General features: G+C 55.1%; 23 protein-coding genes. 11 read left to right on the top strand and 12 right to left on the bottom strand.

Features of this window, described 5'->3' with window-relative positions; translation table 11 throughout:
- Positions 1 to 48 precede the first annotated feature (48 nt).
- The 3 genes from gutM (at position 49) to gutQ (ending at position 2,205) form a co-directional block, all read left to right on the top strand.
- On the top strand, positions 49 to 408 hold the full coding sequence (gene gutM, locus ACREYP_RS03975; RefSeq protein WP_008458281.1) for a transcriptional regulator GutM: 360 nt from the start codon (positions 49 to 51) through the stop codon (positions 406 to 408).
- Between the two features lie 68 nt (positions 409 to 476).
- The gene (srlR, locus tag ACREYP_RS03970; RefSeq protein ID WP_336819594.1) at positions 477 to 1,262 is read left to right on the top strand and encodes a glucitol operon DNA-binding transcriptional repressor SrlR; all 786 of its coding nucleotides are present in this window, start codon (positions 477 to 479) and stop codon (positions 1,260 to 1,262) included.
- Complete coding sequence (gene gutQ, locus ACREYP_RS03965; protein WP_008458285.1) at positions 1,243 to 2,205, top strand: arabinose-5-phosphate isomerase GutQ; 963 nt, start codon at positions 1,243 to 1,245, stop codon at positions 2,203 to 2,205. Before srlR ends, gutQ begins: the two co-directional genes overlap by 20 nt.
- 41 nt (positions 2,206 to 2,246) lie before the next feature.
- Here the strand turns inward: gutQ and mltB are convergent, their stop codons facing one another.
- Entirely contained in the window at positions 2,247 to 3,323 is a 1,077-nt protein-coding gene (mltB, locus tag ACREYP_RS03960; protein ID WP_034809051.1) for a lytic murein transglycosylase B, read from the bottom strand.
- Positions 3,324 to 3,581: 258 nt separating this feature from the next.
- On the opposite strand from mltB, the gene ACREYP_RS03955 reads away from it, so the two are divergent.
- The 4 genes from ACREYP_RS03955 to gloB all read left to right on the top strand — a co-directional run bounded on the left by ACREYP_RS03955 (position 3,582) and on the right by gloB (position 7,001).
- Entirely contained in the window at positions 3,582 to 4,520 is a 939-nt protein-coding gene (locus ACREYP_RS03955; RefSeq protein ID WP_336709851.1) for a LysR family transcriptional regulator, read from the top strand.
- Positions 4,521 to 4,863: 343 nt separating this feature from the next.
- Entirely contained in the window at positions 4,864 to 5,421 is a 558-nt protein-coding gene (locus ACREYP_RS03950) for an OsmC family protein (protein WP_286180340.1), read from the top strand.
- A 34-nt stretch (positions 5,422 to 5,455) separates the two neighbouring features.
- Positions 5,456 to 6,067 carry a glutathione transferase GstA gene (gstA, locus tag ACREYP_RS03945; RefSeq protein WP_336819592.1) on the top strand — a complete coding sequence of 204 codons (612 nt, stop codon included), beginning with the start codon at positions 5,456 to 5,458 and terminating at the stop codon, positions 6,065 to 6,067.
- A gap of 136 nt (positions 6,068 to 6,203) precedes the next feature.
- Entirely contained in the window at positions 6,204 to 7,001 is a 798-nt protein-coding gene (gloB, locus tag ACREYP_RS03940) for a hydroxyacylglutathione hydrolase (RefSeq protein WP_498881113.1), read from the top strand.
- A 197-nt stretch (positions 7,002 to 7,198) separates the two neighbouring features.
- On the opposite strand, the gene ACREYP_RS03935 is transcribed toward gloB, so the two are convergent.
- A complete protein-coding gene (locus ACREYP_RS03935) occupies positions 7,199 to 7,825 on the bottom strand; it encodes a TetR/AcrR family transcriptional regulator (RefSeq protein WP_336819588.1) in 627 nt (208 codons plus the stop codon).
- A 59-nt stretch (positions 7,826 to 7,884) separates the two neighbouring features.
- On the opposite strand from ACREYP_RS03935, the gene ACREYP_RS03930 reads away from it, so the two are divergent.
- A complete protein-coding gene (locus tag ACREYP_RS03930) occupies positions 7,885 to 8,916 on the top strand; it encodes an MDR family NADP-dependent oxidoreductase (protein WP_336819586.1) in 1,032 nt (343 codons plus the stop codon).
- Between the two features lie 213 nt (positions 8,917 to 9,129).
- On the opposite strand, the gene trpS is transcribed toward ACREYP_RS03930, so the two are convergent.
- Positions 9,130 to 10,149, bottom strand: coding sequence for a tryptophan--tRNA ligase (gene trpS, locus ACREYP_RS03925; RefSeq protein WP_336819585.1), 1,020 nt, complete (start codon positions 10,147 to 10,149; stop codon positions 9,130 to 9,132).
- A gap of 276 nt (positions 10,150 to 10,425) precedes the next feature.
- Between trpS and ACREYP_RS03920 the strand changes: the two genes are divergently transcribed.
- Complete coding sequence (locus ACREYP_RS03920) at positions 10,426 to 11,097, top strand: HAD-IB family hydrolase (RefSeq protein WP_008458304.1); 672 nt, start codon at positions 10,426 to 10,428, stop codon at positions 11,095 to 11,097.
- A gap of 46 nt (positions 11,098 to 11,143) precedes the next feature.
- On the opposite strand, the gene ACREYP_RS03915 is transcribed toward ACREYP_RS03920, so the two are convergent.
- The 5 genes from ACREYP_RS03915 to ACREYP_RS03895 form a co-directional block, all read right to left on the bottom strand.
- Positions 11,144 to 12,184: a TerC/Alx family metal homeostasis membrane protein gene (locus ACREYP_RS03915; RefSeq protein WP_008458305.1), complete on the bottom strand. Its 1,041-nt coding sequence runs from the start codon at positions 12,182 to 12,184 to the stop codon at positions 11,144 to 11,146.
- A 129-nt stretch (positions 12,185 to 12,313) separates the two neighbouring features.
- Positions 12,314 to 13,084, bottom strand: a complete 771-nt coding sequence (locus ACREYP_RS03910; protein ID WP_008458308.1) for an anti-sigma factor family protein — start codon at positions 13,082 to 13,084, stop codon at positions 12,314 to 12,316.
- Entirely contained in the window at positions 13,081 to 13,593 is a 513-nt protein-coding gene (locus ACREYP_RS03905; protein WP_008458310.1) for an RNA polymerase sigma factor, read from the bottom strand. Before ACREYP_RS03905 ends, ACREYP_RS03910 begins: the two co-directional genes overlap by 4 nt.
- A 20-nt stretch (positions 13,594 to 13,613) precedes the next feature.
- A complete protein-coding gene (locus ACREYP_RS03900) occupies positions 13,614 to 14,156 on the bottom strand; it encodes a cytochrome b/b6 domain-containing protein (protein ID WP_166995618.1) in 543 nt (180 codons plus the stop codon).
- Positions 14,153 to 15,241 carry a catalase family peroxidase gene (locus tag ACREYP_RS03895; RefSeq protein WP_442892485.1) on the bottom strand — a complete coding sequence of 363 codons (1,089 nt, stop codon included), beginning with the start codon at positions 15,239 to 15,241 and terminating at the stop codon, positions 14,153 to 14,155. Before ACREYP_RS03895 ends, ACREYP_RS03900 begins: the two co-directional genes overlap by 4 nt.
- A 577-nt stretch (positions 15,242 to 15,818) precedes the next feature.
- Between ACREYP_RS03895 and ACREYP_RS03890 the strand changes: the two genes are divergently transcribed.
- Entirely contained in the window at positions 15,819 to 17,384 is a 1,566-nt protein-coding gene (locus tag ACREYP_RS03890) for a methyl-accepting chemotaxis protein (protein ID WP_336819582.1), read from the top strand.
- A 37-nt stretch (positions 17,385 to 17,421) separates the two neighbouring features.
- On the opposite strand, the gene ACREYP_RS03885 is transcribed toward ACREYP_RS03890, so the two are convergent.
- Both ACREYP_RS03885 and ACREYP_RS03880 read right to left on the bottom strand, forming a co-directional pair.
- Positions 17,422 to 18,138 (bottom strand): Type III secretion system effector HopBA1, encoded by a 717-nt coding sequence (locus tag ACREYP_RS03885; protein WP_336819581.1) that lies wholly within the window; start codon positions 18,136 to 18,138, stop codon positions 17,422 to 17,424.
- A 131-nt stretch (positions 18,139 to 18,269) separates the two neighbouring features.
- A complete protein-coding gene (locus ACREYP_RS03880; protein ID WP_008458321.1) occupies positions 18,270 to 18,686 on the bottom strand; it encodes a hypothetical protein in 417 nt (138 codons plus the stop codon).
- 282 nt (positions 18,687 to 18,968) lie between these two features.
- Between ACREYP_RS03880 and mutS the strand changes: the two genes are divergently transcribed.
- Positions 18,969 to 21,530, top strand: coding sequence for a DNA mismatch repair protein MutS (mutS, locus tag ACREYP_RS03875; protein WP_336819579.1), 2,562 nt, complete (start codon positions 18,969 to 18,971; stop codon positions 21,528 to 21,530).
- 68 nt (positions 21,531 to 21,598) lie between these two features.
- On the opposite strand, the gene rpoS is transcribed toward mutS, so the two are convergent.
- Together rpoS and nlpD are read right to left on the bottom strand one after the other, a co-directional pair.
- Entirely contained in the window at positions 21,599 to 22,591 is a 993-nt protein-coding gene (gene rpoS / locus ACREYP_RS03870) for an RNA polymerase sigma factor RpoS (RefSeq protein ID WP_008458325.1), read from the bottom strand.
- A 56-nt stretch (positions 22,592 to 22,647) separates the two neighbouring features.
- Positions 22,648 to 23,781: a murein hydrolase activator NlpD gene (gene nlpD, locus ACREYP_RS03865; protein ID WP_034809052.1), complete on the bottom strand. Its 1,134-nt coding sequence runs from the start codon at positions 23,779 to 23,781 to the stop codon at positions 22,648 to 22,650.
- Positions 23,782 to 23,885: the final 104 nt, after the last annotated feature.

Genomic DNA, 23,885 nt, shown 5'->3' with positions numbered 1-23,885 from the left:
CACCGGTTGCCTCTGGCCCTCAGCCAGAGGCTGCCCAAAGGAGGATGCATGATGAATGCACTGATCGCCCTGGCGGCGATCGCCTGGCTAAGCCAGCTACTGCTCGGCGGCTGGCAAATTCGCCGTTTTAATCGGGCCTTTGACCGGCTCTGCCAGCAGGGTGCCGTTGGCGTAGGCCGTTCATCCGGGCGTTTTCGGCCCAGAGTGGTCATTGCCCTCGCCTTTGATGAGCGGCAAAACGTCCGCGACAGCCTGATAATGAAAGGCCTGACGGTTTTTGCCCTCCCACAGCCAGTAATGCAGCTACACGGCATGAATCGGCAGGAATTGCAGCCCGATGTGATCTTTCCCCATGATCGTGATTGTCAGAATGCTCTATCATTAGCGCTTAAACTGAAACAGGGTTAATTTCGTTTCGAATGCTTATTGCTTGCGAAATTACCGAATCGAAATTTATTGCAAGGTAATAAGAGCCTATGAAACCACGTCAGCGGCAGGCGGCGATCCTGGAACATCTGCAAAAGCAGGGAAAATGCTCGGTGGAAGATCTCGCCCAGCATTTTCAAACCACCGGCACCACGATCCGTAAAGATTTGGTGCTGCTTGAAACGGCTGGCACCGTGCTTCGCACCTATGGCGGCGTAGTGCTCAGTAAAGACGAACCCGATCCGCCCATTGACCACAAAACGCTGATCAATACCCAGCAAAAACAGCAAATTGCCGAGGCGGCGGTCAAGTATATCCACGATGGCGATTCCATTATTCTGGATGCGGGCAGCACCGTTTTGCAGCTGGTCCCGCTGCTCCAGCACTTCAATAACATTACGGTGATGACCAACAGCCTGCATATCGTCAACGCGCTGTCTGAGCTGGACAACGAACAAACCATTCTGATGCCCGGCGGCACCTTCCGTAAGAAATCAGCCTCGTTTCATGGCCAACTGGCGGAAAACGCCTTCGAACACTTCAGCTTTGACAGGCTCTTTATGGGCACCGATGGCATCGATCTCACCGCCGGGGTCACAACCTACAACGAGGTTTATACCGTCAGCAAAGCGATGTGCAACGCGGCGCGCGAAGTGATCCTGATGGCCGACTCCTCAAAATTTGGCCGTAAAAGCCCGAATATTGTCTGCGGACTGGAGAGAGTGGATACGATCATCACCGACGGCGGCATTAGCCACGAATTCCTCACCGCGCTGTGTGAAAAAGGCGTGAAAGTGATTGTTACCGGAGAAGAAGATGCATCAGCGAATGATTGACGCCGCACGAGAAACCCTGCTGCTGGAATTACAGGAAGCGAGCCGCCTGCCGGACAGACTTGGCGAAGATTTTGTCGCCGCCGCCAACGCCGTGCTCACCTGTCAGGGGAAAGTGATTGTTTCCGGCATGGGCAAGTCCGGGCATATCGGGAAGAAAATTGCCGCCACCTTTGCCAGCACCGGCACGCCTGCCTTCTTCGTTCACCCCGCCGAAGCGTTACACGGCGATTTGGGGATGATCGAAAGCCGCGACATCCTGCTGTTTATCTCCTATTCCGGCCATGCGAAAGAGCTGGATTTAATTATTCCTCGCCTGCAGGAAAAGGCCGTTAAGCTGATTGCGATTACCGGCAAAGCTGAGTCGCCGCTGGCGAAAGCGGCCTTTGCCACCGTAGATATTTCGGTAGAGCGTGAAGCCTGCCCGATGCGCCTGGCGCCGACCTCCAGCGCGGTTAATACATTAATGATGGGCGATGCACTGGCCATGGCCGTCATGCAGGAGCGCGGCTTTAACGAAGAGGACTTTGCGCGTTCCCACCCTGCCGGTGCGTTAGGTGCCCGTTTGTTAAATCGGGTTCATCATCTGATGCGCACCCACGAGCAGCTCCCACAGGTGGCGGACAGCGCCTCCGTCATGGATGCCATGCTGGAGCTAAGCCGCACAGGCCTGGGGCTGGTTGCCGTCTGCGACAAAGCGCAGCAAGTTGCCGGCGTCTTTACCGATGGCGACCTGCGCCGCTGGCTGGTGGGCGGCGGTAAGCTGGAAGCCGGGATCAAAGATGCCATGACGAAGAATGGCACGGTACTGAATGCCGAAACCCGGGCGATAGATGCCAAAGAGATGCTGATGAAAAAACGCATTAGCGCGGCGCCGGTCGTGGATGAAAACGGCAGGCTGCTGGGGGCAATTAACCTGCATGATTTTCACCAGGCAGGTATTTGAGAACCGCCTTTATCGCCCCCAAGCGGGGGCGATAAAACGTATTACTGAACGCGAGCCAGCGCGACGGCCTGCCCTAATTGCCAGACCGCCATCGCATAATGGGTGCTGTGGTTGTAGCGGGTAATGGCGTAGAAGTTTGGCAGCCCGTACCAGTACTGGTAACGATCGCCCATATCCAGGCGCAGCAGGCTCACTTCCTGATGGTTGCCCAAAGCGCCCTGCGGGCTCAGGCCGGACTGGCCCAGCGCCGCCACTGAGTATTTGGTGTTGAAGCCGTTAGCCAGCCCCGGTACCTGCCCATTGGCCGGCACGGCAACCATGTCGCCCTTCTCCCAGCCGTGTGCTTTGAAATAGTTCGCCACGCTGCCGATGGCATCTTCCGGATCCCACAGGTTCACGTGCCCGTCGCCGTTGAAGTCCACCGCGTACTCTTTAAATGAGGAAGGCATGAACTGCCCGTAACCCATTGCTCCGGCGAAGGAGCCTTTGAGCGCCAGCGGATCGTCCCCTTCATTACGCGCCATCAGCAGGAAGGTTTCCAGTTCGCCCGCAAAGTATTGCGCGCGGCGCGGATAGGCAAAGGCAAGCGTCGCGAGAGCATCCACGATGCGTGTTTTACCCATCACGCGGCCCCAGCGGGTTTCAACCCCGATGATCCCGACGATGATTTCCGGCGGCACGCCATAAACCTGATAGGCGCGGTTCAGGGCCGATTCATACTGGTTCCAGAACTTAACGCCGTTCTGTACGTTATCCGGCGTGATGAATTTAGCGCGATAGCGTAGCCATGCCCCGTTCGGCCCGGCAGGCGGCGCGGTCGTCGGTGCCTGCTGATCCATCAGGCGCAGCACGTAATCCAGACGTTTGGCCTGGGACAACACTTCATGCAGCTGGCGACGGTCAAAGCCATGCTCATTCACCATTTTGTCGATAAACTTCTCTGCTTCCGGGTTGTAAGCAAAATCACCGGTTTGCATAAAGACATCGTGCTGTGGCTGGAGCAGGAAACCGCCAGACGGCGTGCCGCTGGTCGTCTGCTGTTCGGCGGTTTTCGGCTTACTGCTACAGGCAGAGAGTAAAACCAGCATAGGAAGAAGTGCTGCGGCTGAATAACGCATCTGATGGGCTGTCCCTGTGAATGTTCGCGAAAGTTTCGCAATAATGGTAATCCATAATTACTCATCTGAATATGTCTCTCTGGCCCCTCACGTCATACTCGACGGGTCTCTGGTCGCGACTTATTGGCAGCCCGGAGATGAATCTTCCCTCTGCCAAACCGCCGCAATGCGTTACCGGAAGCGTCGGCAGGGCATATCATTTAAAAAAGTGATCTAAATTGATATAACCGTTCAAAATAGCGAACAATAAGCCCTGAGATGAACAATAAATTTCAAGCGATGGAAGTCTTTGTGCAGGTGGTTGACGCCGGCGGATTCAGTCGTGCGGCGGAAGCCATGAAGCTGCCCAAAGTGACGGTGTCGACGCTGATTAAGACGCTGGAGACAACGCTGGGGGTCAGGCTGCTGAACCGTACCACACGTCACTGCAGCGTCACCGCGGACGGTGCCGCCTACTACGAACATTGTTTACGCATTTTGACGGAGATTCGCGTAGCGGAAGAATCGCTCTCAAGCACCAGGCTCAGTCCAAAAGGACGGCTGCGGGTCGATGCCCCCACCGGTCTTGCCAGCGAAGTTCTGGTGCCCGCCCTGCCTGATTTCTTTGCCCGTTTCCCTGACATCAGGCTAGAACTGGGCTGCAGCGATCGCTCAGTCGATCTGATCGAGGAGGGCGTAGATTGTGCCGTGCGGGTCGGCGAGCTACGCAACTCTAGCTTGATTGCACGTCGCGTGGGCGTTATGCACTACATGACCTGCGCGGCCCCGTCCTACCTGAAGTGTCATGGCCGCCCCCTGCACCCGGACGATCTGGTGCATCATCAATGCCTGAATTATTTTTCGCCCCGCACTGGCCAGATTTTTGATTGGCATTTTTCCCGTGAGGGGGAACGTATCAAGCGTCCTCTCACCGGCCCCATCGCACTGAATGACAGTTATGCATATACCGCGGCTGGCTTATCCGGCCTGGGCATCGTGCAAATGGCGGCGTTCCTGATGGAACCCATGCTGAAAGATGGCCGTTTCGAGTTGATACTCGACGACTGGAGCAATGATCCGATGCCTATTCATGTGGTGTATCCGCAGAATCGCCATCTATCGACCAAGGTCCGCGTTTTTGTGGAGTGGATTGTCGAGCTTTTTGCGAAGCATCCAGGTATGGCCCCGGCGACAGCCCGTCGTGCCCGTCGCACTTAACTTCTCATGTCATGGCGTTGAGTTGCCACTGGCCCCCACTTCTTCGAAAACGATCCCACCTGCCTTGACCCCGCCCCGCACATCCCAGCTAGCTTGAAGCCGGAGCCATAGCCCTACCCGGGAGGGTAACCCGACCGGGAAACTCTCCTGCCGGCTGGACATATCTTGAAGCTCGAGCCCCGAATTGGCTGCCTGTCATTGTTCGCTATTTCGAACAGTCATATCCATTTACATGGCTTTTTCCGACTACAGGCCATGTTTAAGATGGCCGCAAGAAAGCCGCCAAAACGGCAAGGCAATCTGACTTTGACAACCAGCCGCAGAGCGGCTTCTGGAGGATCATATGATGGGCAAAACCGTAAACGGTATCAACGTCGCCGACCTGCAACAATTCGCCCAGGACGTGCGCGACAACCCGGCCAGGGGCGCAATCCGCTTCAACGTTAAAACGAAATGGCAGGGCCAGACGCGGACGGTAGCGAGCGTCGATCATTACGAACTGGGGGGCGAGAAACACGCACGCCATTTCGAGATTGCCGCCGACGAACCGGCCCAGTTGCTGGGACAGAATACCGCGCCTAACCCACAGGAACTGCTGATGGCAGCGCTAAACGCCTGCATGTCAGTCGGCTATGCGGCGAATGCGGCCGCCATGGGCATCACCCTCCACAGTCTTGAAATCGAAACTGACGGTGAACTGGACCTGCGAGGTTTCCTGGGCCTGGATGACAGCGTGAATCCCGGCTATGACGAAATCCGGTATGTGGTGCGCCTGCGCACTGATGCCACCCGCGAGCGGGTTGAGGAATTACACGCCAAGGCGACAAGAACGTCGGTCAACCTGGCGAACTTCTCCCGGGCGATCCGCATGGTCGAAACGCTGGAAATCCTCGAACCATAACCGCCAACAAGCTCAACATTAAATCTGAGGACTCATGAAACTCTATTACTCCCCTGGCTCTTGCGGGCTTTCCCCGGCCATCGCGCTGCGAGAGGCGTGCCTTGCCTTCGATCTGGTCAAAGTAGACTTCGCCACGAAGACGACTGTCGAGGGCAATTATCTCGATGTGAACCCGAAAGGCTTCATTCCGATTCTGGTGCTCGATAACGGTGACTTGATTACCGAAGGTGCAGTTATTCTGCAGTGGATCGCCGACCAGAACCCCGGCCTTAACCTGCTGCCACCCTTCGGCACGCAGGAGCGCTATCGCGCACTGGAATGGCTCAATGTCATCGCGACCGACCTTGCCAAAGGGATGTCGACGATGTTCCAGCCCTTTTTCGACGATGCGGCGAAAAACCGCTACGCCGAAGGATTCCTCAAAGGTCGGTTCGCCTTTGTTGAAGAGCATCTGTCGAACAACGACTATGTGCTCGGCAACGAATTTTCGGCACCTGATGCCTATCTCTATAACGTACTGAACTGGCCGCCCCGCGTTGGGATCGACATGTCCGTTTACCCGGCCATTGAGCGATTCATGCAGCGCATGGAACAGCGCCCCAGCGTTCAGGCCGCACGCGCGGCAGAAGGTCTGCCCCCGCGCTGAGCAGTAAGTAGATCGCAAGCCGCCGGCCAATACCCGGCGCCGGCGGCAGCGGTTATTCATTCGGGGTTCAATGCCTCAGCGGCGCTCTAATTTCCCATCAAACAGCGCCGCGCTTTATTGTTTCCAGGAGTCCAGGATGATCGTTGAAAAGTGCAATGGGTTATCGGTGCAGATCCTGCCCGTTCTCGAAGATAATTATATTTTCCTTATAGAAGATTTACGGACAGGTGCCCTGGCCGTCGTTGATCCAACCGAGGCCAGTTCGGTACTGGATGTGCTTGAAGGGAGGCGCGTAGATCTGATCCTTAATACGCACCATCATTGGGACCACGTTTCAGGCAACACGGAGATCAAGCGAAAAACAGGGGCACGCGTCATTGGCCCGGCGGCCGAAGTGGATGATATCCCGGGTATCGATCGGGGCGTGATCGGAGGCGATACGGTAGCATTGGAGGAGCATATTGCCCTGGTTATCGACGTGCCGGGGAATACGAGCGGGCACATCGCCTTTTGGTTCAAGGAGGCCGGACTTCTCTTTTCCGGCGACACCATCTTTCATCTTGGCTGCGGGCGTGTCCAGGAAGCTATGCCGGCCCAGATGTGGGCTTCGATCGATAAAATAAGATCGCTGCCGCCTGAAACGCTCATCTATTCCTCGCACGAATACGCCGCCGACAATGCCCGCTTCGCGCTCACAATCGAACCAGACAACGCCGATCTGCTGAAGCAGATCGCGCTGATAGAGGACAAGAGACAAGCGGGCATGCCGACCGTTCCATCGACACTGGCGACGGAGCTCGCGGCCAATCCGTTTCTACGCGTCGATCGGGCTTCCATACGTTCCCGATTGGGTTGCATGGAGAGCGCCAACTGGGAAGTCTTTGCCAAACTGCGCCGTATGAAAGACGCTTTCCGGGAGCTAAAAAATCTGTGAATGGTTTCGGAAATTTTTAGCTCACGTCGATATAGCAGGCTAAACGAGATAGCTAAAGCTCTGTTACGTCCAAAAGTGGCGTAACAGATGCATAAGCCGGTTATTAAAAACCGCCACTCGTTGCCCAATGCCAGCCGGTTGAAGTCTCCTGGGAGGGAAGATTCAAAGACACACAGGCGGAAAGTAAAAGCCTGTGTTTATGCTGTCTGCCCTCTTAAGTACCCAAAAAGCAACTGAACCAATTCCCGCTTCAGCGCCGGTGAACCGGTCAATCCGCGCAAGGCCGCCTGGTGCACAACCCCTTCAATAGCAGCGGATAATGTCCACGCCGCTGTCTGAATATCCTGGGCATTCCGTCGCGCCCCATACCGGGAAACAAGGGCGAGATAGTACTCGTTATACTTTTTTTCAAATTCGGCGTGAGCCGAAATAGCCTCGTCGCTCCGGGGGGCTTCTTCCACCAGGGCCCGATGTAGAGCGGGATGTGCCCCATGTACCGACAGCATGCCTTCGATCAGCAGGTTGAAGCTCTGGTTCACATCCTCGGTATTTTCACTGGCAGCCTGCAGGACGTTGATAACATCGCTGAAATGCTTCTTTCTAATGGCCTCTACGAGTACGAGCTTGTTGGGAAAGTATTGGTAAAGCGACCCGATGCTGACACCCGCAAACTCGGCCACTTCATTGGTGGTGAAGTATCGCCAGCCTTTTTCACCTAAAACCTGAGTCGCAGCCTCGACGATCGCGCTCACTGTCGCCTGAGAACGCTTCTGCTTTGGGAGCTTCCGCATCCCGTTATCGCACGGCTGAATGCGAGTAGACATCACTGTGCCTCCAACTCAAAATGTGAACTCCAGGCTCACATTATACAAGGATTGGTCAGGTGCATCCTCTGCCAGCCACAAGCCGTGAACTCCGACTCAAGGTCAGACCCACCAGCCGCCCAAAGGTTTCTGACTTTGAGATAGTCGAAGTGGCTTTACCCGTTGCACAAAACGATGAGGTTCTGGTCAGGAACCGTTATTCGCGAGTCTCCGCCTCGCTGCGCATGATGATCAGCGAGGGCGCCGAAGCCATCCCTGGCGTACCGTTTCCGGCGCTGAAGCCGGGCGACACTCTGGCGGAGGAAACGCTCGGCGAGGTCCTTTCTTCTCCCCCGGGGAGTGAACTCAGGCCGGGCGATCGGGTTCGGCATTTCATGGGCTGGCGCGAGTATGCCGCCGTCCCGCTCGCGGAGTGCGTCCGTGTTGATAGCCGAGTTTATCCGGACGTCGCCAGCCTTTCGCATGGCTCGACGGCTTATGCGGCATTGACGCGAGGCGTTGAAATCAGGCCCGGTGATACCGTCCTTATCACCAGCGCGGCTGGCGCAATAGGCTCTATGGCCGGGCAAATCGCCCGACAGCTTGGCGCTGGACGAGTGATTGGCAGCACAAGCTCCAGGCAAAAAGCCGGACGGCTTGTTAAGGAATTAGGTTACGACGCGGCGGTGATTCGGGGCAGCGGCAGCGACGTGGCACAGCTGCGTGAAGTCGCTCCGGAAGGTATTGATGTCGTGCTCGATTGCGTAGGCGGGGAACAACTGCAGTCAGCCATCGTGGCTGCACGCCCAGGTGCCCGAATTGCGATCGTCGGGGCTCTGTCGGGCCAGCTCGCTGATGCAGGAACGGGACGGGAAGCCCCCGTCGAGCTCGATTCAGTCCAGATCCTCCTGAAAAAGATCACGATACGCGGATACAGCGCTGACGACGACCCGGATGCTCACGCGGAATGGGATACGAGATTTGCAGAATGGCTTCAAACAGGGGATATCGTGTTTCCACATGTCATCGTCAATGGGATAGAGCGGGCGCCAGAGGCCATTCAGGCTATTGCGGAGGGCAGATACTTCGGCACCGTGTTTGTCGAGTTTTAGGACTTGTCATCATGTTGCCGTAAGCATACCTGCCTGGATGCCACGTGCTATTTAAGCTTTGTGGTTTTTCAGCCCTGCAGGTACGCTTCACTGCCAGATTCTTCAAAAATTATGAGAGCGCGGGCGGTTGTATTCCACCAGCCCTTGCTCTGTCAGGCTTCACCGGCTGGCTGACTAAAGCGTCGATGTTCGCCGTCTCGCGCCCTTCTGCCGTTAAAATAGCACCGGCAGCCCCAGCGCACGTTTCACTTCGTCCGCCGTTTGCTGCGTCAGCGCTCGCGCTTTCTCACTCCCGGCTTTCAACACCTCTTGCAAATAAGGCTTATCTTCGATAAAGCGATTTCGCCGCTCTCTGATCGGCGCCAGCAGGTTTTGCAGACAGGTTTCCAGCTCGTTTTTACACTGCCGATCCCCCAGCCCGCCGCGCTGGTAGTGCTCTTTCATCGCCTCAACGTTCTCTTTGTCTTCATGGAAAGCATCCAGATAGGTAAACACCACATTGCCTTCAATTTTTCCCGGATCGTTGACGCGCAGATGATCCGGGTCGGTAAACATGGCGCTCACCGCCTGATGAATCTGCTGTTCGCTGGCGGAAAGGGTGAGCGTATTGCCCAGGGATTTTGACATCTTAGCGTTACCGTCAATGCCCGGCAGACGGCTGACCGGGCTGAGCAACGCTTTGCAGGGGGTTAATATCGGCGTCGGCATCAAGCTATTCATCTTGTGCACAATTTCATTGGCCTGTTCGATCATCGGCAGCTGATCGTCCCCCACCGGCACCAGGCTGGCTTTAAATGCGGTAATATCCGCGGCCTGGCTTATCGGATAGACAAGAAAACCAGAAGGCAAAGAGCGAGCAAACCCCTTCTGGGCTATCTCGCTTTTTACCGTCGGGTTTCTTTCCAACCGGGCGACGGTCACGATGTTCATATACAACATGGTGAGTTCGGCCAGCGCTGGCAGAGAGGATTGCAGGCAGATTGTGGTTTTCTGCGGATCAATGCCAACCGCCAGGTAGTCCGCCATCACCTGCAGAATGTTTTCGGCGACTTTCTCCGGGCGGCTGCCGTTGTCGGTTAGCCCCTGAAGGTCGGCGACCAAAATGTGCTGCTGGTGCTCATCCTGAAGCTGAACGCGTTTACGCAGTGAGCCGACGTAGTGCCCAAGGTGAAGCTGGCCGGTTGGACGGTCGCCGGTAAGAATGGTTTGCTGTAAAGCGTGTGAACTGCTCATAACTGCCTCCTGAGGCTGATAAATCTTGCCGGAGGGCGAACAGTTAAACGAAATAGCCGCCTTCCGGCGGCTATTAGAAAAGGGTGAACGAATTCCTGCCGCCTCTAAAGAGACAGCCACCAGCGGATAACGATAAGTGCGGTGTGATTTATGTTCATTCGGCTACCCTATCACATTTCGCGATGGTTTCCGTAGCGGGATTTAAAAGTTTATAATTTCCCCATCGTTCGCAAGATGCCCTCGCGACGAACAGATAAAAAGGAAAGTTGGGAATCTATGGTTGTTATGAATGATCCTTCGCCAGGCGTTCTGTCGGTTTTTGATTTTGACGGCACGCTGACCCATAGCGATAGCTTTGTCCCGTTCCTGCGGTTTGCCTTTGGGCGCAAAACCTTCGCGCGCAAGATGATGCGTATGGTCATTCCGACGCTCAAATGCCTGCGCCGGAAACTGACCCGCGATGAATTAAAAGAAATCCTGATTTCAACCTTCTTAACCGGCGTGAATGAGCAGTGGGTTAAGGATAAAGCCGAAGTGTATTGCGCGAAAAACTTCGAAAAAATGATGCGCCCGCGTGGGCTGATGGCGGTTGCCGCTGAGCTGCGTTCTGGCGCTGAAGTTACGCTGTGCTCTGCGTCTCCGGCCATCGTGCTGCTGCCGTTCGCCGAACGTCTGGGCGTGAAGCTCATCGGCACTCAGCTTGAAGTGGTGGACGGCGTGTTAACCGGCCGCATTAACGGCCATAACTGCCGCTGCGATCAAAAGATTCAGCGTCTGGAACAGATTTATGGCCCGCTTAACCAGCTGCATTTGCGCGCCTGGGGGGATTCAAGAGGGGATTATGAGCTGCTGACCGCAGCCAGGGATTACCACTGGCGCCACTTCCACCGCGCCAAATCTCGTCGTCGCTCACCTATCGAAAGATTACGCCTCGACAAACATCTCTGAGTCTCGTCATCAGGACGCCCTCGCCCGAAGGCGTCCTTCATCCTGTTCAGTTCTTACTGTCGCTTGATTCCGCTTTTGCCGGGAACATAACGCTGAGGATGATGCCCACGGCCAGCACGCCCAACACAACGTACAGGCTGGCGGTGGCCGAAATGCTGTACCCGTGGTGCCAGATATGTTCGCTGGCGTTAAGCCCGAGCTTAACGGCGATAAAGAACAGCAGCACCACCACCGCTTTTTCCAGGTGAACGAGATACTGTTTTAACGCTTCCAGCACAAAATACAGGGTACGCAAGCCAAGTATCGCAAACATCATTGCGCTGTAGACGATCAGCGGTTCACGGCTGACGGCAATAATGGCCGGGACAGAATCAAAAGCGAACATCACGTCAGACAGTTCAACCACCGCCACGCAAAGCATCAGCGGCGTAGCATACAGCGTGGCTTTTTTTACTCGCCCAACGGTGATGGCCTGGTTTTCTGGCTTCGCCAGCTCGTGGTCAACCTCAGCCTGGTTAAGCAGGAATTTGCGCCCGGCAAGCTTTGGCCAAAGAGGGAAAAAGCGTTTTACCAGCCGATAAGCCAGATGCTGAGAGTAGTCCTCAACTTCGTCCTCTCCATCGTTGCCTTTGAGCATCATCACCGCCGTCCACGCCACAATCAGCGCAAACACGATTTCAACATAAGGCCCCAGCGACAACAGCCCGGTGCCGATGGCCACAAAAATGCCTCTAAAAACAATCGCGCCGATAACGCCCCAGTACAACACGCGGTGCCGGTAGCGATCCGGAATGCCGAACCAGGCAAAAATCGCCATCATCACAAACAGATTATCGACGGAAAGCACCTTCTCAAGCGCGTAGCCGGTGACAAACAGGCTGGCGACTTCTGCGCCGTGATGAAGATATAAAAAACCGGCAAAAAGCATTGCCACTGCAACCCAGAACACCGACCACAATGCGGCACTTTTCAGCGAGATGGGCTCGTCTTTGCGGTGCATAAAGAGGTCGATAAAAATGGCACCCACCGAAAGCGCAAGAAATACCGCTACCGTTTCAGTCGGGAAGCCAATATGTGTAGATATCATGTTTTATCCTTCAGGAATGACGGAGGCAGCTTCGGGGGATCCGAGTGCCGCCTCACTCCATTCAGGATAAGACCTTCAGGCAAAAATGGTATATTTTTTCTGACATTGGCGAATAAACCGACGCCTGCATTAAATTGCTCGCGCATCCCCCGCGTACTGCGCTACCGCCTGTTGTAACCTCGCCGTCTGGCTGTCATTGGCCGGGCTTATCATCGCGTAGTTATAGCGGCGATCGCTCCAGTACTGCGCGGTCAGGTTATCGGCCTGTCGCTCCCCTTTCCCCAGCGTAAACATGCCGGAGGGCCGGATATAATACGCCACGCGCGTGCCCTGAGCGTCCCGGTAGACCACCAGCGCCGCCGGCCCCTGCTCGGTTACCATTAAACGCCCGCCCACCAGCGTAAAACCGTAATTATCGAGGTCTGGTGCCAGCGCCCCGTTAATAAAGTAGCGACTCATCCAGTTATTCACCTCCGCGCGATCGCTGGCCACAACGTCCAGCGCTTTCACGCTGCCACTGTTCACCAGACGATAGGCCTGCACGGCATCTTCCATCGGCAGAATTTGCCGCAGAACTTCGCTGGCATGCAGCTGCCACCCGGCCACGCCGCCCATGCCGACGGAGAACAGCAGGCTAAAAGCAACGGCTAACCGCCACCGGCGAGTGCGCTGGATTTGCTGCCGCGCCCGCTGTACTTCCGAAGCAGGGGCAGAAACCTGTGGCACAAATTCGTCCAGCGAAAGACGTAAACGCCGGGCATCGGCCTGCCATTTTTTGACCTGTGCGGCCTGCTCGGGGTGCTGCTGCAAATAGTGCTCAACCCACTTTTTGCGCTCGTCATCCAGCTGCCCGTCAACCCAGGCATGGAGATCCTGCTCGTCAGGTATGCGCGATTTCATTTTAATCTCCTTAACGCCGGGGTGGATGGCGTGCCTTCATCCCATTTTTGCAGCTGTTTTCTGGCTCGGGACAAACGCGACATCACGGTTCCCAACGGAATATCCAGCGACTCAGCCGCCTCTTTATAGCTCAAACCTTCTACGCTGATGAGCAGCAGTAATGCGCGCTGCTCCACGGGAAGCTGGCTGAACATCGCCAGCATATCGTCGTTGATCAGCATCTCCTCCGTTGACGCGGCCACCGGGTGTTCATCGCCGGTAAACAACGACAAAATACGCTGATAGCGTCTTTTTCGCCGCTCGCCGTCAATGAATTGCCGGTAGAGAATAGAGAACAGCCAGCTGCGAAGGCTTTCCCTTGCCGCCAGATTCCTCTCGCGGGTAAATGCTTTCTCAAGGCAGGACTGCACCAAATCCTCCGCGGCATGAGGATTGCGCGTGAGCCATAGGGCGAAACGCTGCAGATGCGGCAGCATTTCCCGTACTTCCTGTTCGCTCAGTTTTGACATGATTTACTCCACTGGCGATGTTAGCCCCGGCCTTTGTAGCCCGTCATACTGCTGAACACGCCATCACGCAATAGCAGCGCATGAAATAATGCGGCAGTCAGATGCAGAATTACGATGACGAACAGCAGCAGAGCAAGCCAGGTATGCAGCGGCCGAAGCACGGCATAAAGCTCAATATTTTTCGCCACCAGCGCCGGTAGCGTGATGCCAGGCCCCAGCGTCACAGGATAGCCCGCGGCAGAGAGCATGGCCCAGCCTACCAGCGGCTGGGCTACCATCAGAAGATAGAGCAGCCAGTGGGATAAATGTGCCAGCGCTACCTGAAAACCCGGCAGATTCGCCGGGAGCGACGGCGTTTTATAACGAAGGCGGAGATAAACCCTCAGGATAACCAGCAGCAGAATGGCGACGCCAAGCGGTTTATGCAGTGAGTATAAAAAAGCGTGTAATGCCGACACCGTGGACACCATCCCCACGCCGATAAACAGCATTGCCACGATCATCAGCGCCATCGCCCAGTGAACGACGCGCAGCAGAGGGTGAAAATACGTCACTTTGCTCATAACCGGCCCCCTTTATTTACCTGAGCTTCTTCATGCGTGCGGCGATTGAAGGATGATGAATAAGCCGCAGAGCGCGCGCTAAGCAGCGGATCGTCTGAGCCAGAAATACCTTCCGGCAAGATCAGAGGATCGTAGTTGATGTCCCGGCAGTTGCCGTCAGCTTGATCTTGTGCGGCAGTGAGCACCAGCGTGCCTGCGTTAAGTTTTTGGTGGCTATCGGGCCAGGCTTTTGTCGCATCGTTAATCACATCGCCCTTTTCAGCCACGCTGATAATCAAATCCCATTTCAGCGGCCCCTGCTGCAGGCGCTGCTTGATGTCCTGCTGCAGGAACAAAGGATTCGCTTTGTCCTCCGCCGTCACCGGCACGCCGGGGGTTTGCGACTGCATACTCCAGCGCACGCCATGAACGTCCCCAGTTTTATTGGTAAATAAGAAGGCGTTCAGGCTGTTGTAGCTGTCACTTGCCCAGCTCGACGTCGGCACATAGCCCTTCACCCAGGCAAAAAACGGCTTTGCCTCCGGGTGAGCGCTGATAAATGCTTTCATTTTGGCTGGATCGGGTTTGCCCGTTTTAGGATCGGGAATACCCGCCATTTGCTGATCGTAGAAGCCCTGCGGCGTTGCGACACTAAAGAACGGCAGCGCGTTCATCCCGGTACGCCACTCCTGGCCATCACGGGTGATAAACTGCAGCGCCATACTGCGCACTGGCACCGCACCATCGGGCGCGTTGGGGTTACCGCCAGCAATTGCCAGGCGGCCAATGACCGGCGTATTGCCCGGCAGGAACACCGTTGCTTTCGACAGCGCGCTGGCGCTACCGTTGGAGTCAAAATATCCCACCACACAGACCCCTTTGGCATGATTGCGGCGGTAGCCGGGGTGCTCTCCTCCCGTTTTTTCCAGCGCATTAACCAGCTTGTCGGGGGATAAACGCCCCGGCGTCAGGGCCCCCCACGCCCAGGCAAACAGCAGGCAGAGGGCTAACGGAATGGCGACTATCACGGTGCCACGCAGTAAAAATTGCTGCGGGTAGCGTAAATTTTTAAACATCGCGCAGAAAGACGGACGAGGTTCTCGCATAGGATCGGCTCACAATAATGAAACGGCATTGGGTTTTGGAGCACATAGGACGAACGAAATGAGCATTTATTCCCAGGTAATTAAAAATTTTTACCGTCCGTATTCCACTATCAAAAGCAGGGGAATGATTGTTATTACTTTTTATATATTCCGGAAATGTGAACATTAAAAACACCGGTTCGGCCTTTTTCATCAATAGGTAAAAAAGTTAAACATTAAAAAAATAATAAACTTTTGTTAGCAGACGTAACGAACGTACCGAGTGAATGATTACAAGTCACCGACGCCAAGTTTAAAACATAGAAACAAAGTGAAACTTCAAACTAAAAACAACATCATTTAGCTTAGGGAGAGCAAAAATAAAAGCCATTGTTAGTTATGGAATAAATTATTTCATCGCTACCAACACTGCGCGCATCGTTAAAAATCCGCCCTATTGACAACTTTTTGCCTGCAGATTAATTTCCTTTCCACCCTGTAAGCCAGCAAGACAACTTACCCTCCTGTATCCACTGCAGGAAAATACTCCGACAACACCATTAACATCACGCTCAATATTAATTAAAAGAGAGTTATTATGTTTAAAAACCTTTCCGTAGGTTCGCGAATAAGCGGCAGCTTTATCATTATTTTATTAACGCTGATTATGCTGACGCTGGTGGCGATTATGCAGGTAAATAAAATAAACAACGCATTGATCGCCATCAACGATGTCAATAACGTTAAACAGCGCTACGCCGTTAATTTCAGGGGCAGCGTACATGACCGTTCAATTGCCATCCGCGACGTGACGTTGGTGCCGGCAGGCGAACTGCAGGGCGTTGTGGAACACATCCGCAAGCTGGAGCAGGATTACCAGGCCTCCGTTCAGCCGATGGAAGGCATCTTTGCCCAAGGCAGCGACGTGACGCCCGAAGAGCGTACTCAGTACGAAAAGATAAAAGAGGCCGAGCAGCAAACGCTCCCGCTGGTGAATGAGATTATCGCTCTTCAGCAAAAAGGCGATGTGGAGGGCGCGCGCCAGGTCATCCTCAATCAGGCTCGTCCTGCTTTTGTTAACTGGTTGGCCACCATTAACGGTTTTATCGACATGGAGACTCAGCTTAACGACGCTTTGGCGAATACGGCGCGCGGTATTGCGCGAACATTTCACCTTCTGATGCTTACCCTGGCGCTGGTTGCCGTGGCGATTGGACTGCTGATCACCTGGTCAACCACACGCAAAATCACACTTTCCCTCGGCGGTGAACCGGTTGATTTACTGCGTATGACCAACGCCATCGCCGCCGGAGATCTGACGCAAACGCCCGAGCTGCGTAAAAAAGATTCCAGCAGTATTCTGGCCTCGCTCAGCCATATGCAGAATGCGCTGCGCCAGCTGGTGCTGGAAGTTCGCCAGAACGCAGAGGGTGTGGCGAGCGCCAGCGCGGAAATTGCCAAAGGAAGTAGCTCGCTTTCTGCAAGAACGGAGAACCAGGCTGCGGCGCTGCAGCAAACATCAGCGGCGATGGATCAAGTGGCGAGCACGGTGCGGAACAATGCGGAAAGCGCGCAGTACGCCAGCAAACTTGCCAGCTCTGCCGCCAGCGAAGTCACCCAGGGAAGTGAAATGGTGCAGGGGATCGTCAGTACTATGGAGGAGATCACTCAGGAATCCGTACGTATTGCGGACATTACCTCCGTGATCGAGGGGATCGCTTTCCAGACTAACATTCTGGCACTGAACGCCGCCGTTGAGGCCGCCAGAGCGGGTGAACAAGGCCGGGGTTTTGCCGTTGTCGCCACTGAAGTTCGAGCCCTTGCTCAACGCTCTTCCAGCGCCGCGAAAGAAATAAAAGGCCTGATTACCGGCTCAGTGCAGCGGGTAAACAGCGGGGCGCAGGAGATCGATCAGGCGGCGGAAACCATGAGCAAGATTTTAACCACCGTCAGCCAGGTGAACAGCATTGTGAACGAAATTGCGCATAACTCAGCAGAACAGGCGACCGGCGTGAATGAGGTTGCCCAGGCCGTTGCGCAGATGGATAAAAACCTGCAGCAAAACGTCGCGCTGGTTGAGGTGACGTCCTCCACGGCAACCTCTCTCGATAGGCAATCTCGCGTTCTGCGTGAAACCGTCAGCGTTTTCCAGGTTGCCTCCTGAGCCTACAAAGTACGGGGAATCGCCATTCCCCGTTTTTTTATTTCGGGAAATTAATCACCAGGTGGCTATTGTCGTCTTTCTCGTTCAGCGAACAGCCTGGGGCTTTACCACTCGAGTCGAAAGAAACCACAGGGCCGGGACGCATATCTTTAGGGCCTTGTTCACGGCTATGGTGAAAATGACCGCCGCCGCCCCAAACCAGCGTTTTACGTGCGCCAATGGCACGCTCTTCTTTTTCTGCCGCAGCGTTCCAGGCAATATTGAGCGCCAGCCGTTTGTTCATGTATTTGATGGCTTCCATCGGCGTTTTCGGCGCAGCGCCGGGAATATGGCGGTCAATGCCGGCGACGGAAATACCCGCTTTGTGCGCTTCATAAAGTGCCCCGGCAACCTTATCTACCCAGGCCTCGCCGTGTTTTGACCAGGCGTTCATGATGAAGTTTTTTGTCGCCTCTTTGCCATGAGCCAGCGCTTCGCGAAACAAGGCGTTATCGCTGTATTTCACAAACTCTACCGCCAGCAGATCCACACCAGCCTTTTTCAACTCGGGAATGGCATGGCCGACAAATTCAGGGATCGCAAGCTGACCATGCACGTCGCCCAGGTAAGCAAGCTTGTTATCCCGGAACAGGTTAGCCAGGGCCTGAACGGGATCGTTTACCGGCGGCTTAATTTTAATATCAGGGTGGATCCTTCCGCTGGTGTTAAGAGCGGCGGGCTGAACGCGATTTGACTGACCGACTGCAGAAAACATGGTTATCTCCGATGTTGGGATGTTTTCTGATAAGTGGGTCACTGAAAATTGAGTTCCTGAAAACAGGGTCAAAAAGATGTGTCTAAACGCAACATCCGGCAACTCAAATACGTTGCCGGATCGGGCGGGATCTATCTTTTATAGTAATTATTAAGGCTTTTAATGTAGTTCATGCAGCCCATCACGCTGGGATCGGTGCTGTTGTATTTATAGTCTTTGATAATGCCTTTGCTGTCGGTAGAGATCTGAATTTTGCAGCTGTAGTTAACCGGCACAAACGTGGTTTGTGTTGTCGTGGCCTCAAACGGTTTACCGTTGACCGTACCGGTGGTCGTTTGCGGCGAAATATAAGGCTCGGCTCCCGTACTGTTCGTTATCCACGTATAAACTTTCGTGTCGTCAAACGTTTGCTGATTATCGGGGTAGCCTAATATTTTAAATGCGACGGTTTTATCCTGGCCCACGAGGCCACGCAAACCCTCATCAAGCTGTTGAAAAGAAACGCACCCCGTCACTGCCAGCACGCCCGCCAGTACCCACTTTCTCATAGACACCCTGGAATTTAACCGTTTAAACAGAATGAAGGCGAGAACGTTCGCCAAACTGCGGTATTACAGCCAGCCGCCGCTAGAACATATCAGAACAGCAACGCGTTGCGAGGCTTTCAGCAATGTCGTTTAACCGCTGTTTTCCTGCCTTTGATACTCCGTTATCATGGGCCATCTGCGGGGCGATTCCCGCGTGCAGTTTACGCCGTATTAGTGAGCAATAATGAGAACCAGAAACATCACTAACCACTTAAAATTCAACGAAATGGATATCATCACTCCATGAGTACTAGCGAAACCTTCGACGCCCACACCCCGATGATGCAGCAGTATCTGCGTCTTAAATCCGAGCACCGTGACATCCTGCTGTTTTACCGTATGGGTGACTTCTACGAGCTGTTCTATGACGATGCAAAACGCGCTTCTCAACTGCTGGATATCTCCCTGACCAAGCGCGGGGCTTCTGCGGGCGAACCGATTCCAATGGCGGGCGTGCCTCATCACGCGGTGGAAAATTACCTGGCTAAACTGGTGAACCTTGGTGAGTCCGTGGCCATCTGCGAACAAGTTGGCGATCCGGCAACCACCAAAGGGCCGGTTGAGCGTAAAGTCGTTCGCATCGTCACGCCGGGCACCATCAGCGACGAAGCGCTGCTGCAGGAGCGCCAGGATAACCTGCTGGCGGCAATCTGGCAGGACAGCAAAGGTTTTGGCTATGCGACGCTCGACATCAGTTCCGGGCGCTTCCGCCTGACCGAACCGGAAGACCGTGAAACCATGGCCGCCGAACTTCAGCGCACCAATCCGGCGGAGCTGCTGTATGCGGAAGACTTCGCTGAGATGAGCCTGATTGATGGCCGCCGTGGCCTGCGCCGCCGCCCGCTTTGGGAGTTCGAGATTGAAACCGCGCGCCAGCAGCTAAATCTGCAGTTTGGCACTCGGGACCTGACCGGCTTTGGCGTCGAGAACGCCCACCATGGGCTTTGCGCCGCCGGCTGTCTGCTGCAGTACGTCAAAGATACCCAGCGCACTTCCCTGCCGCATATCCGTTCCGTGACCATGGACCGGCAGCAGGACAGCATCATTATGGATGCAGCCACCCGCCGTAACCTTGAGATCACCCAGAATCTGTCCGGCGGCGTGGAGAACACGCTGGCCTCGGTGCTGGACTGCACCGTGACGCCGATGGGCAGCCGTATGCTCAAACGCTGGCTGCATATGCCGGTGCGTAACGTCGATGTGCTCACCCGGCGGCAGCAAACTATTGCGGCCCTGCAGGAGCGCACCGCAGATATTCAGCCTACGCTGCGTCAGGTCGGCGACCTGGAACGTATCCTTGCCCGTCTGGCGCTGCGCACCGCTCGCCCACGCGATCTGGCTCGTATGCGTTATGCCTTCCAGCAACTGCCCGCCTTGCGCGAGACCCTGTCTGACGTAAGCACCGACTACGTGCAAACCCTGCGCGAGCAGATGGGTGAATTTGTAGAGCTGCGCGAATTACTTGAGCAGGCGGTTATCGAATCGCCACCGGTGCTGGTGCGCGACGGCGGCGTTATCGCTCCCGGCTATAACGAAGAGCTGGACGAATGGCGAGCCCTGGCCGATGGCGCAACTGACTACCTGGATCGCCTGGAAATTCGCGAACGCGAACGCCTGGGCCTTGATACGCTGAAAGTGGGATTTAACGCCGTGCACGGCTACTACATCCAGGTCAGCCGCGGCCAAAGCCATCTGGTGCCGATCAACTATGTTCGCCGCCAGACGCTGAAAAACGCCGAGCGCTACATTATTCCCGAGTTAAAAGAGTACGAAGACAAGGTCCTGACTTCCAAAGGCAAAGCGCTGGCGCTGGAGAAACAGCTTTACGATCAGCTGTTTGATTTGCTGCTGCCGCACCTGGAAGCGCTGCAAAGAAGCGCTACCGCGCTGGCGGAGCTGGACGTGCTGGTGAACCTGGCCGAGCGCGCTTATACCCTGAACTACACCTGCCCGACGCTGACGGACAAGCCCGGCATTAAGCTGGTCGGGGGCCGCCATCCGGTAGTGGAACAAGTGCTCAGCGAACCGTTTATCGCTAACCCGCTAAACCTTTCCCCTCAGCGTAGAATGCTGATCATTACCGGCCCGAACATGGGCGGTAAAAGTACCTATATGCGCCAGACCGCGTTAATTGCTTTGCTGGCCTATATCGGCAGTTTTGTGCCAGCTCAGCAGGCAGAAATTGGCCCGGTTGATCGCATCTTTACCCGCGTAGGCGCTGCCGATGACCTGGCTTCCGGTCGCTCAACCTTCATGGTGGAGATGACAGAGACCGCCAACATTCTGCACAACGCGACCGAACACAGCCTGGTCCTGATGGATGAGATTGGCCGCGGCACATCGACCTATGATGGCCTGTCGCTGGCCTGGGCCTGCGCCGAAAGCCTGGCCAACCGTATTAAGTCGCTGACGCTGTTCGCTACCCACTATTTCGAGCTGACCACGCTGCCGGAGAAAATGGAAGGCGTGGCTAACGTCCATCTGGATGCCGTGGAGCATGGGGATACCATCGCCTTTATGCACAGCGTGCAGGACGGCGCGGCGAGCAAGAGTTACGGCCTGGCCGTAGCCGCGCTGGCGGGTGTGCCAAAAGACGTGATCAAACGTGCGCGTCAGAAGCTGCGCGAGCTGGAAAGCATTTCCGGCAATGCGGCCGCAAGCCAGGTGGATGGGACGCAAATGTCGCTGCTGGCCACGGCGGAAGAGACATCCCCTGCCGTCGAGGCGCTGGAGAACCTGGATCCAGATTCTCTTTCTCCGCGTCAGGCGCTGGAGTGGATCTATCGGCTGAAGAGTTTGGTGTAGACGTTACCAAACGGCAGGCATAAAAAAAGCGGTGATTTGCATCACCGCTTTTTTATTTGAAGAGTCGATTATTCGCGGAACAGCGCTTCGAGGTTCAGCCCCTGAGCCTGCAGGATTTCACGCAGACGGCGAAGGCCTTCAACCTGAATCTGACGAACACGTTCGCGAGTCAGGCCGATTTCACGACCCACATCTTCCAGCGTCGCAGCTTCATAACCCAGCAGACCAAAACGACGGGCCAGCACTTCACGCTGCTTAGCGTTCAGTTCGAACAGCCACTTCACGATGCTTTGTTTCATGTCATCGTCTTGCGTGGTGTCTTCCGGGCCGTTGTCTTTCTCGTCCGCGAGGATATCCAGCAGCGCTTTCTCAGAGTCACCACCTAATGGGGTGTCTACCGAGGTAATGCGCTCGTTGAGACGCAGCATACGGCTAACGTCATCAACCGGTTTATCCAGCTGCTCGGCAATCTCTTCGGCACTCGGCTCATGGTCGAGCTTGTGGGAGAGTTCACGAGCGGTACGCAGGTAAACGTTCAGCTCTTTCACAATGTGAATGGGCAGGCGAATCGTACGGGTTTGGTTCATGATTGCCCGTTCGATGGTCTGACGAATCCACCATGTGGCGTACGTTGAGAAACGGAACCCACGTTCCGGATCGAATTTCTCAACCGCACGAATCAGCCCCAGATTGCCCTCTTCAATCAGATCCAGCAGCGCCAGACCACGATTGCTGTAGCGACGGGCAATTTTTACCACCAGACGCAGGTTACTTTCGATCATGCGTCGGCGGGAGGCTACATCACCGCGCAACGCGCGGCGAGCAAAGTAAACTTCTTCTTCGGCTGTTAATAATGGAGAGTAACCGATCTCCCCAAGATAAAGCTGAGTCGCATCTAGTACACGCTGTGTTGCACCCTGTGACAGCAGCTCTTCTTCTGCAAGGTCGTTATCACTGGGTTCCTCTTCTACAAGGGCTTTTTCGTCAAAAGCCTCAACTCCGTTCTCATCATATTCCGCGTCTTCGTTTAACTCGTTAACTTTCAGCGTATTCTGACTCATAAGGTGGCTCCTACCCGTGATCCCTGGGCAATACACTCAATGAATGTTTTGCCGGTTTATCGCTGCGGCAAATAACGCAGCGGGTTTACGGATTTCCCCTTGTAACGAATTTCAAAATGCAATCGTGTAGAACTGGTTCCGGTGCTACCCATGGTAGCTATTTTTTGCCCCGCCTTAACTTCTTCTTGTTCCCGGACCAGCATTGTATCGTTATGGGCGTAGGCACTCAGATAATCATCGTTGTGTTTGATGATGATTAGATTACCGTAACCGCGCAGCGCGTTACCGGCATATACCACGCGCCCTGCGGCGGTCGCGATAATGGCCTGTCCTTTACTGCCAGCGATATCGATCCCTTTGTTGCCCCCTTCGGTTGCCGCAAAGTTTTCGATGATCTTACCGTCGGTCGGCCAGCGCCAGGTTGAAATTGGCGAGCTGTTAGACGTACTGCTGACGGTAGGTTCGGTAGAGCTAACCACAGGTGCCGTCACCGGTGCTGTGACAACAGTCTCAGCTGGCTTATTGCCCGGTAACATTTTAGTAGCACTCTGTTCACCTGAATCCTCAGAATACGTAATTGTCGGTTTAGAAGCAACTACCCTGGTTGAGTTTTGTTCAACCGGCGTCGCGACGCCCTGCGCGCGGGCATCGGCGGCGGTCACCGCGTTCCCACCGGTGATTGGCGTGCCGGAGGCGTTGCCGACCTGGAGGGTTTGCCCTACTTCCAGACCGTATGGCGCCGGTACGTTGTTGCGCTGCGCCAGGTCACGGAAGTCGTTCCCGGTAATCCACGCAATGTAGAACAGAGTATCGCCGCGTTTAACGGTGTAGGTGCTGCCGCCCGCGTAGCTTCCTTTAGGGATGTTGCCGTACTGACGGTTGTAGACAATGCGGCCATTTTCAGTCTGTACAGGCTCTGACGCTACGGGCTGGGCCTGAGGCTGGCGAACCGGTTGAATTTGTGGCTGCTGCACGGGTTGAATCTGAGGTTGCTGGATCGGAGCGGACATTGTCGGTGGCTTCGTCACCAGCAGGCTGCCGGTTGAAGAGCCTGAAGAACTGCCATTGCCGCCAACGGAACTGATCGGCGCCTGGGTATTATTGTTGCTTGTACAGCCTGCCAGCCAAAGGCTGGTTAGCGTCAACATCGCCGCCCGGCGTAAAGTAAAAGTTGGGCTTCCCGCGCTCATTTATCCCCCAAAATGATAACAACCAGATATGCATAAAACACTGTAGAAAAGCGGCGTAATCCACGCCAGCTTTTGCTGAATTCGGCTACGTTACGCCGAATTGG

It is taken from the genome of Enterobacter sp. TMH.L2 (genome assembly GCF_050847315.1).
Taxonomy (GTDB): Bacteria; Pseudomonadota; Gammaproteobacteria; order Enterobacterales; family Enterobacteriaceae; genus Cedecea.
This window is presented reverse-complemented; position numbering and strand designations above follow the sequence as displayed.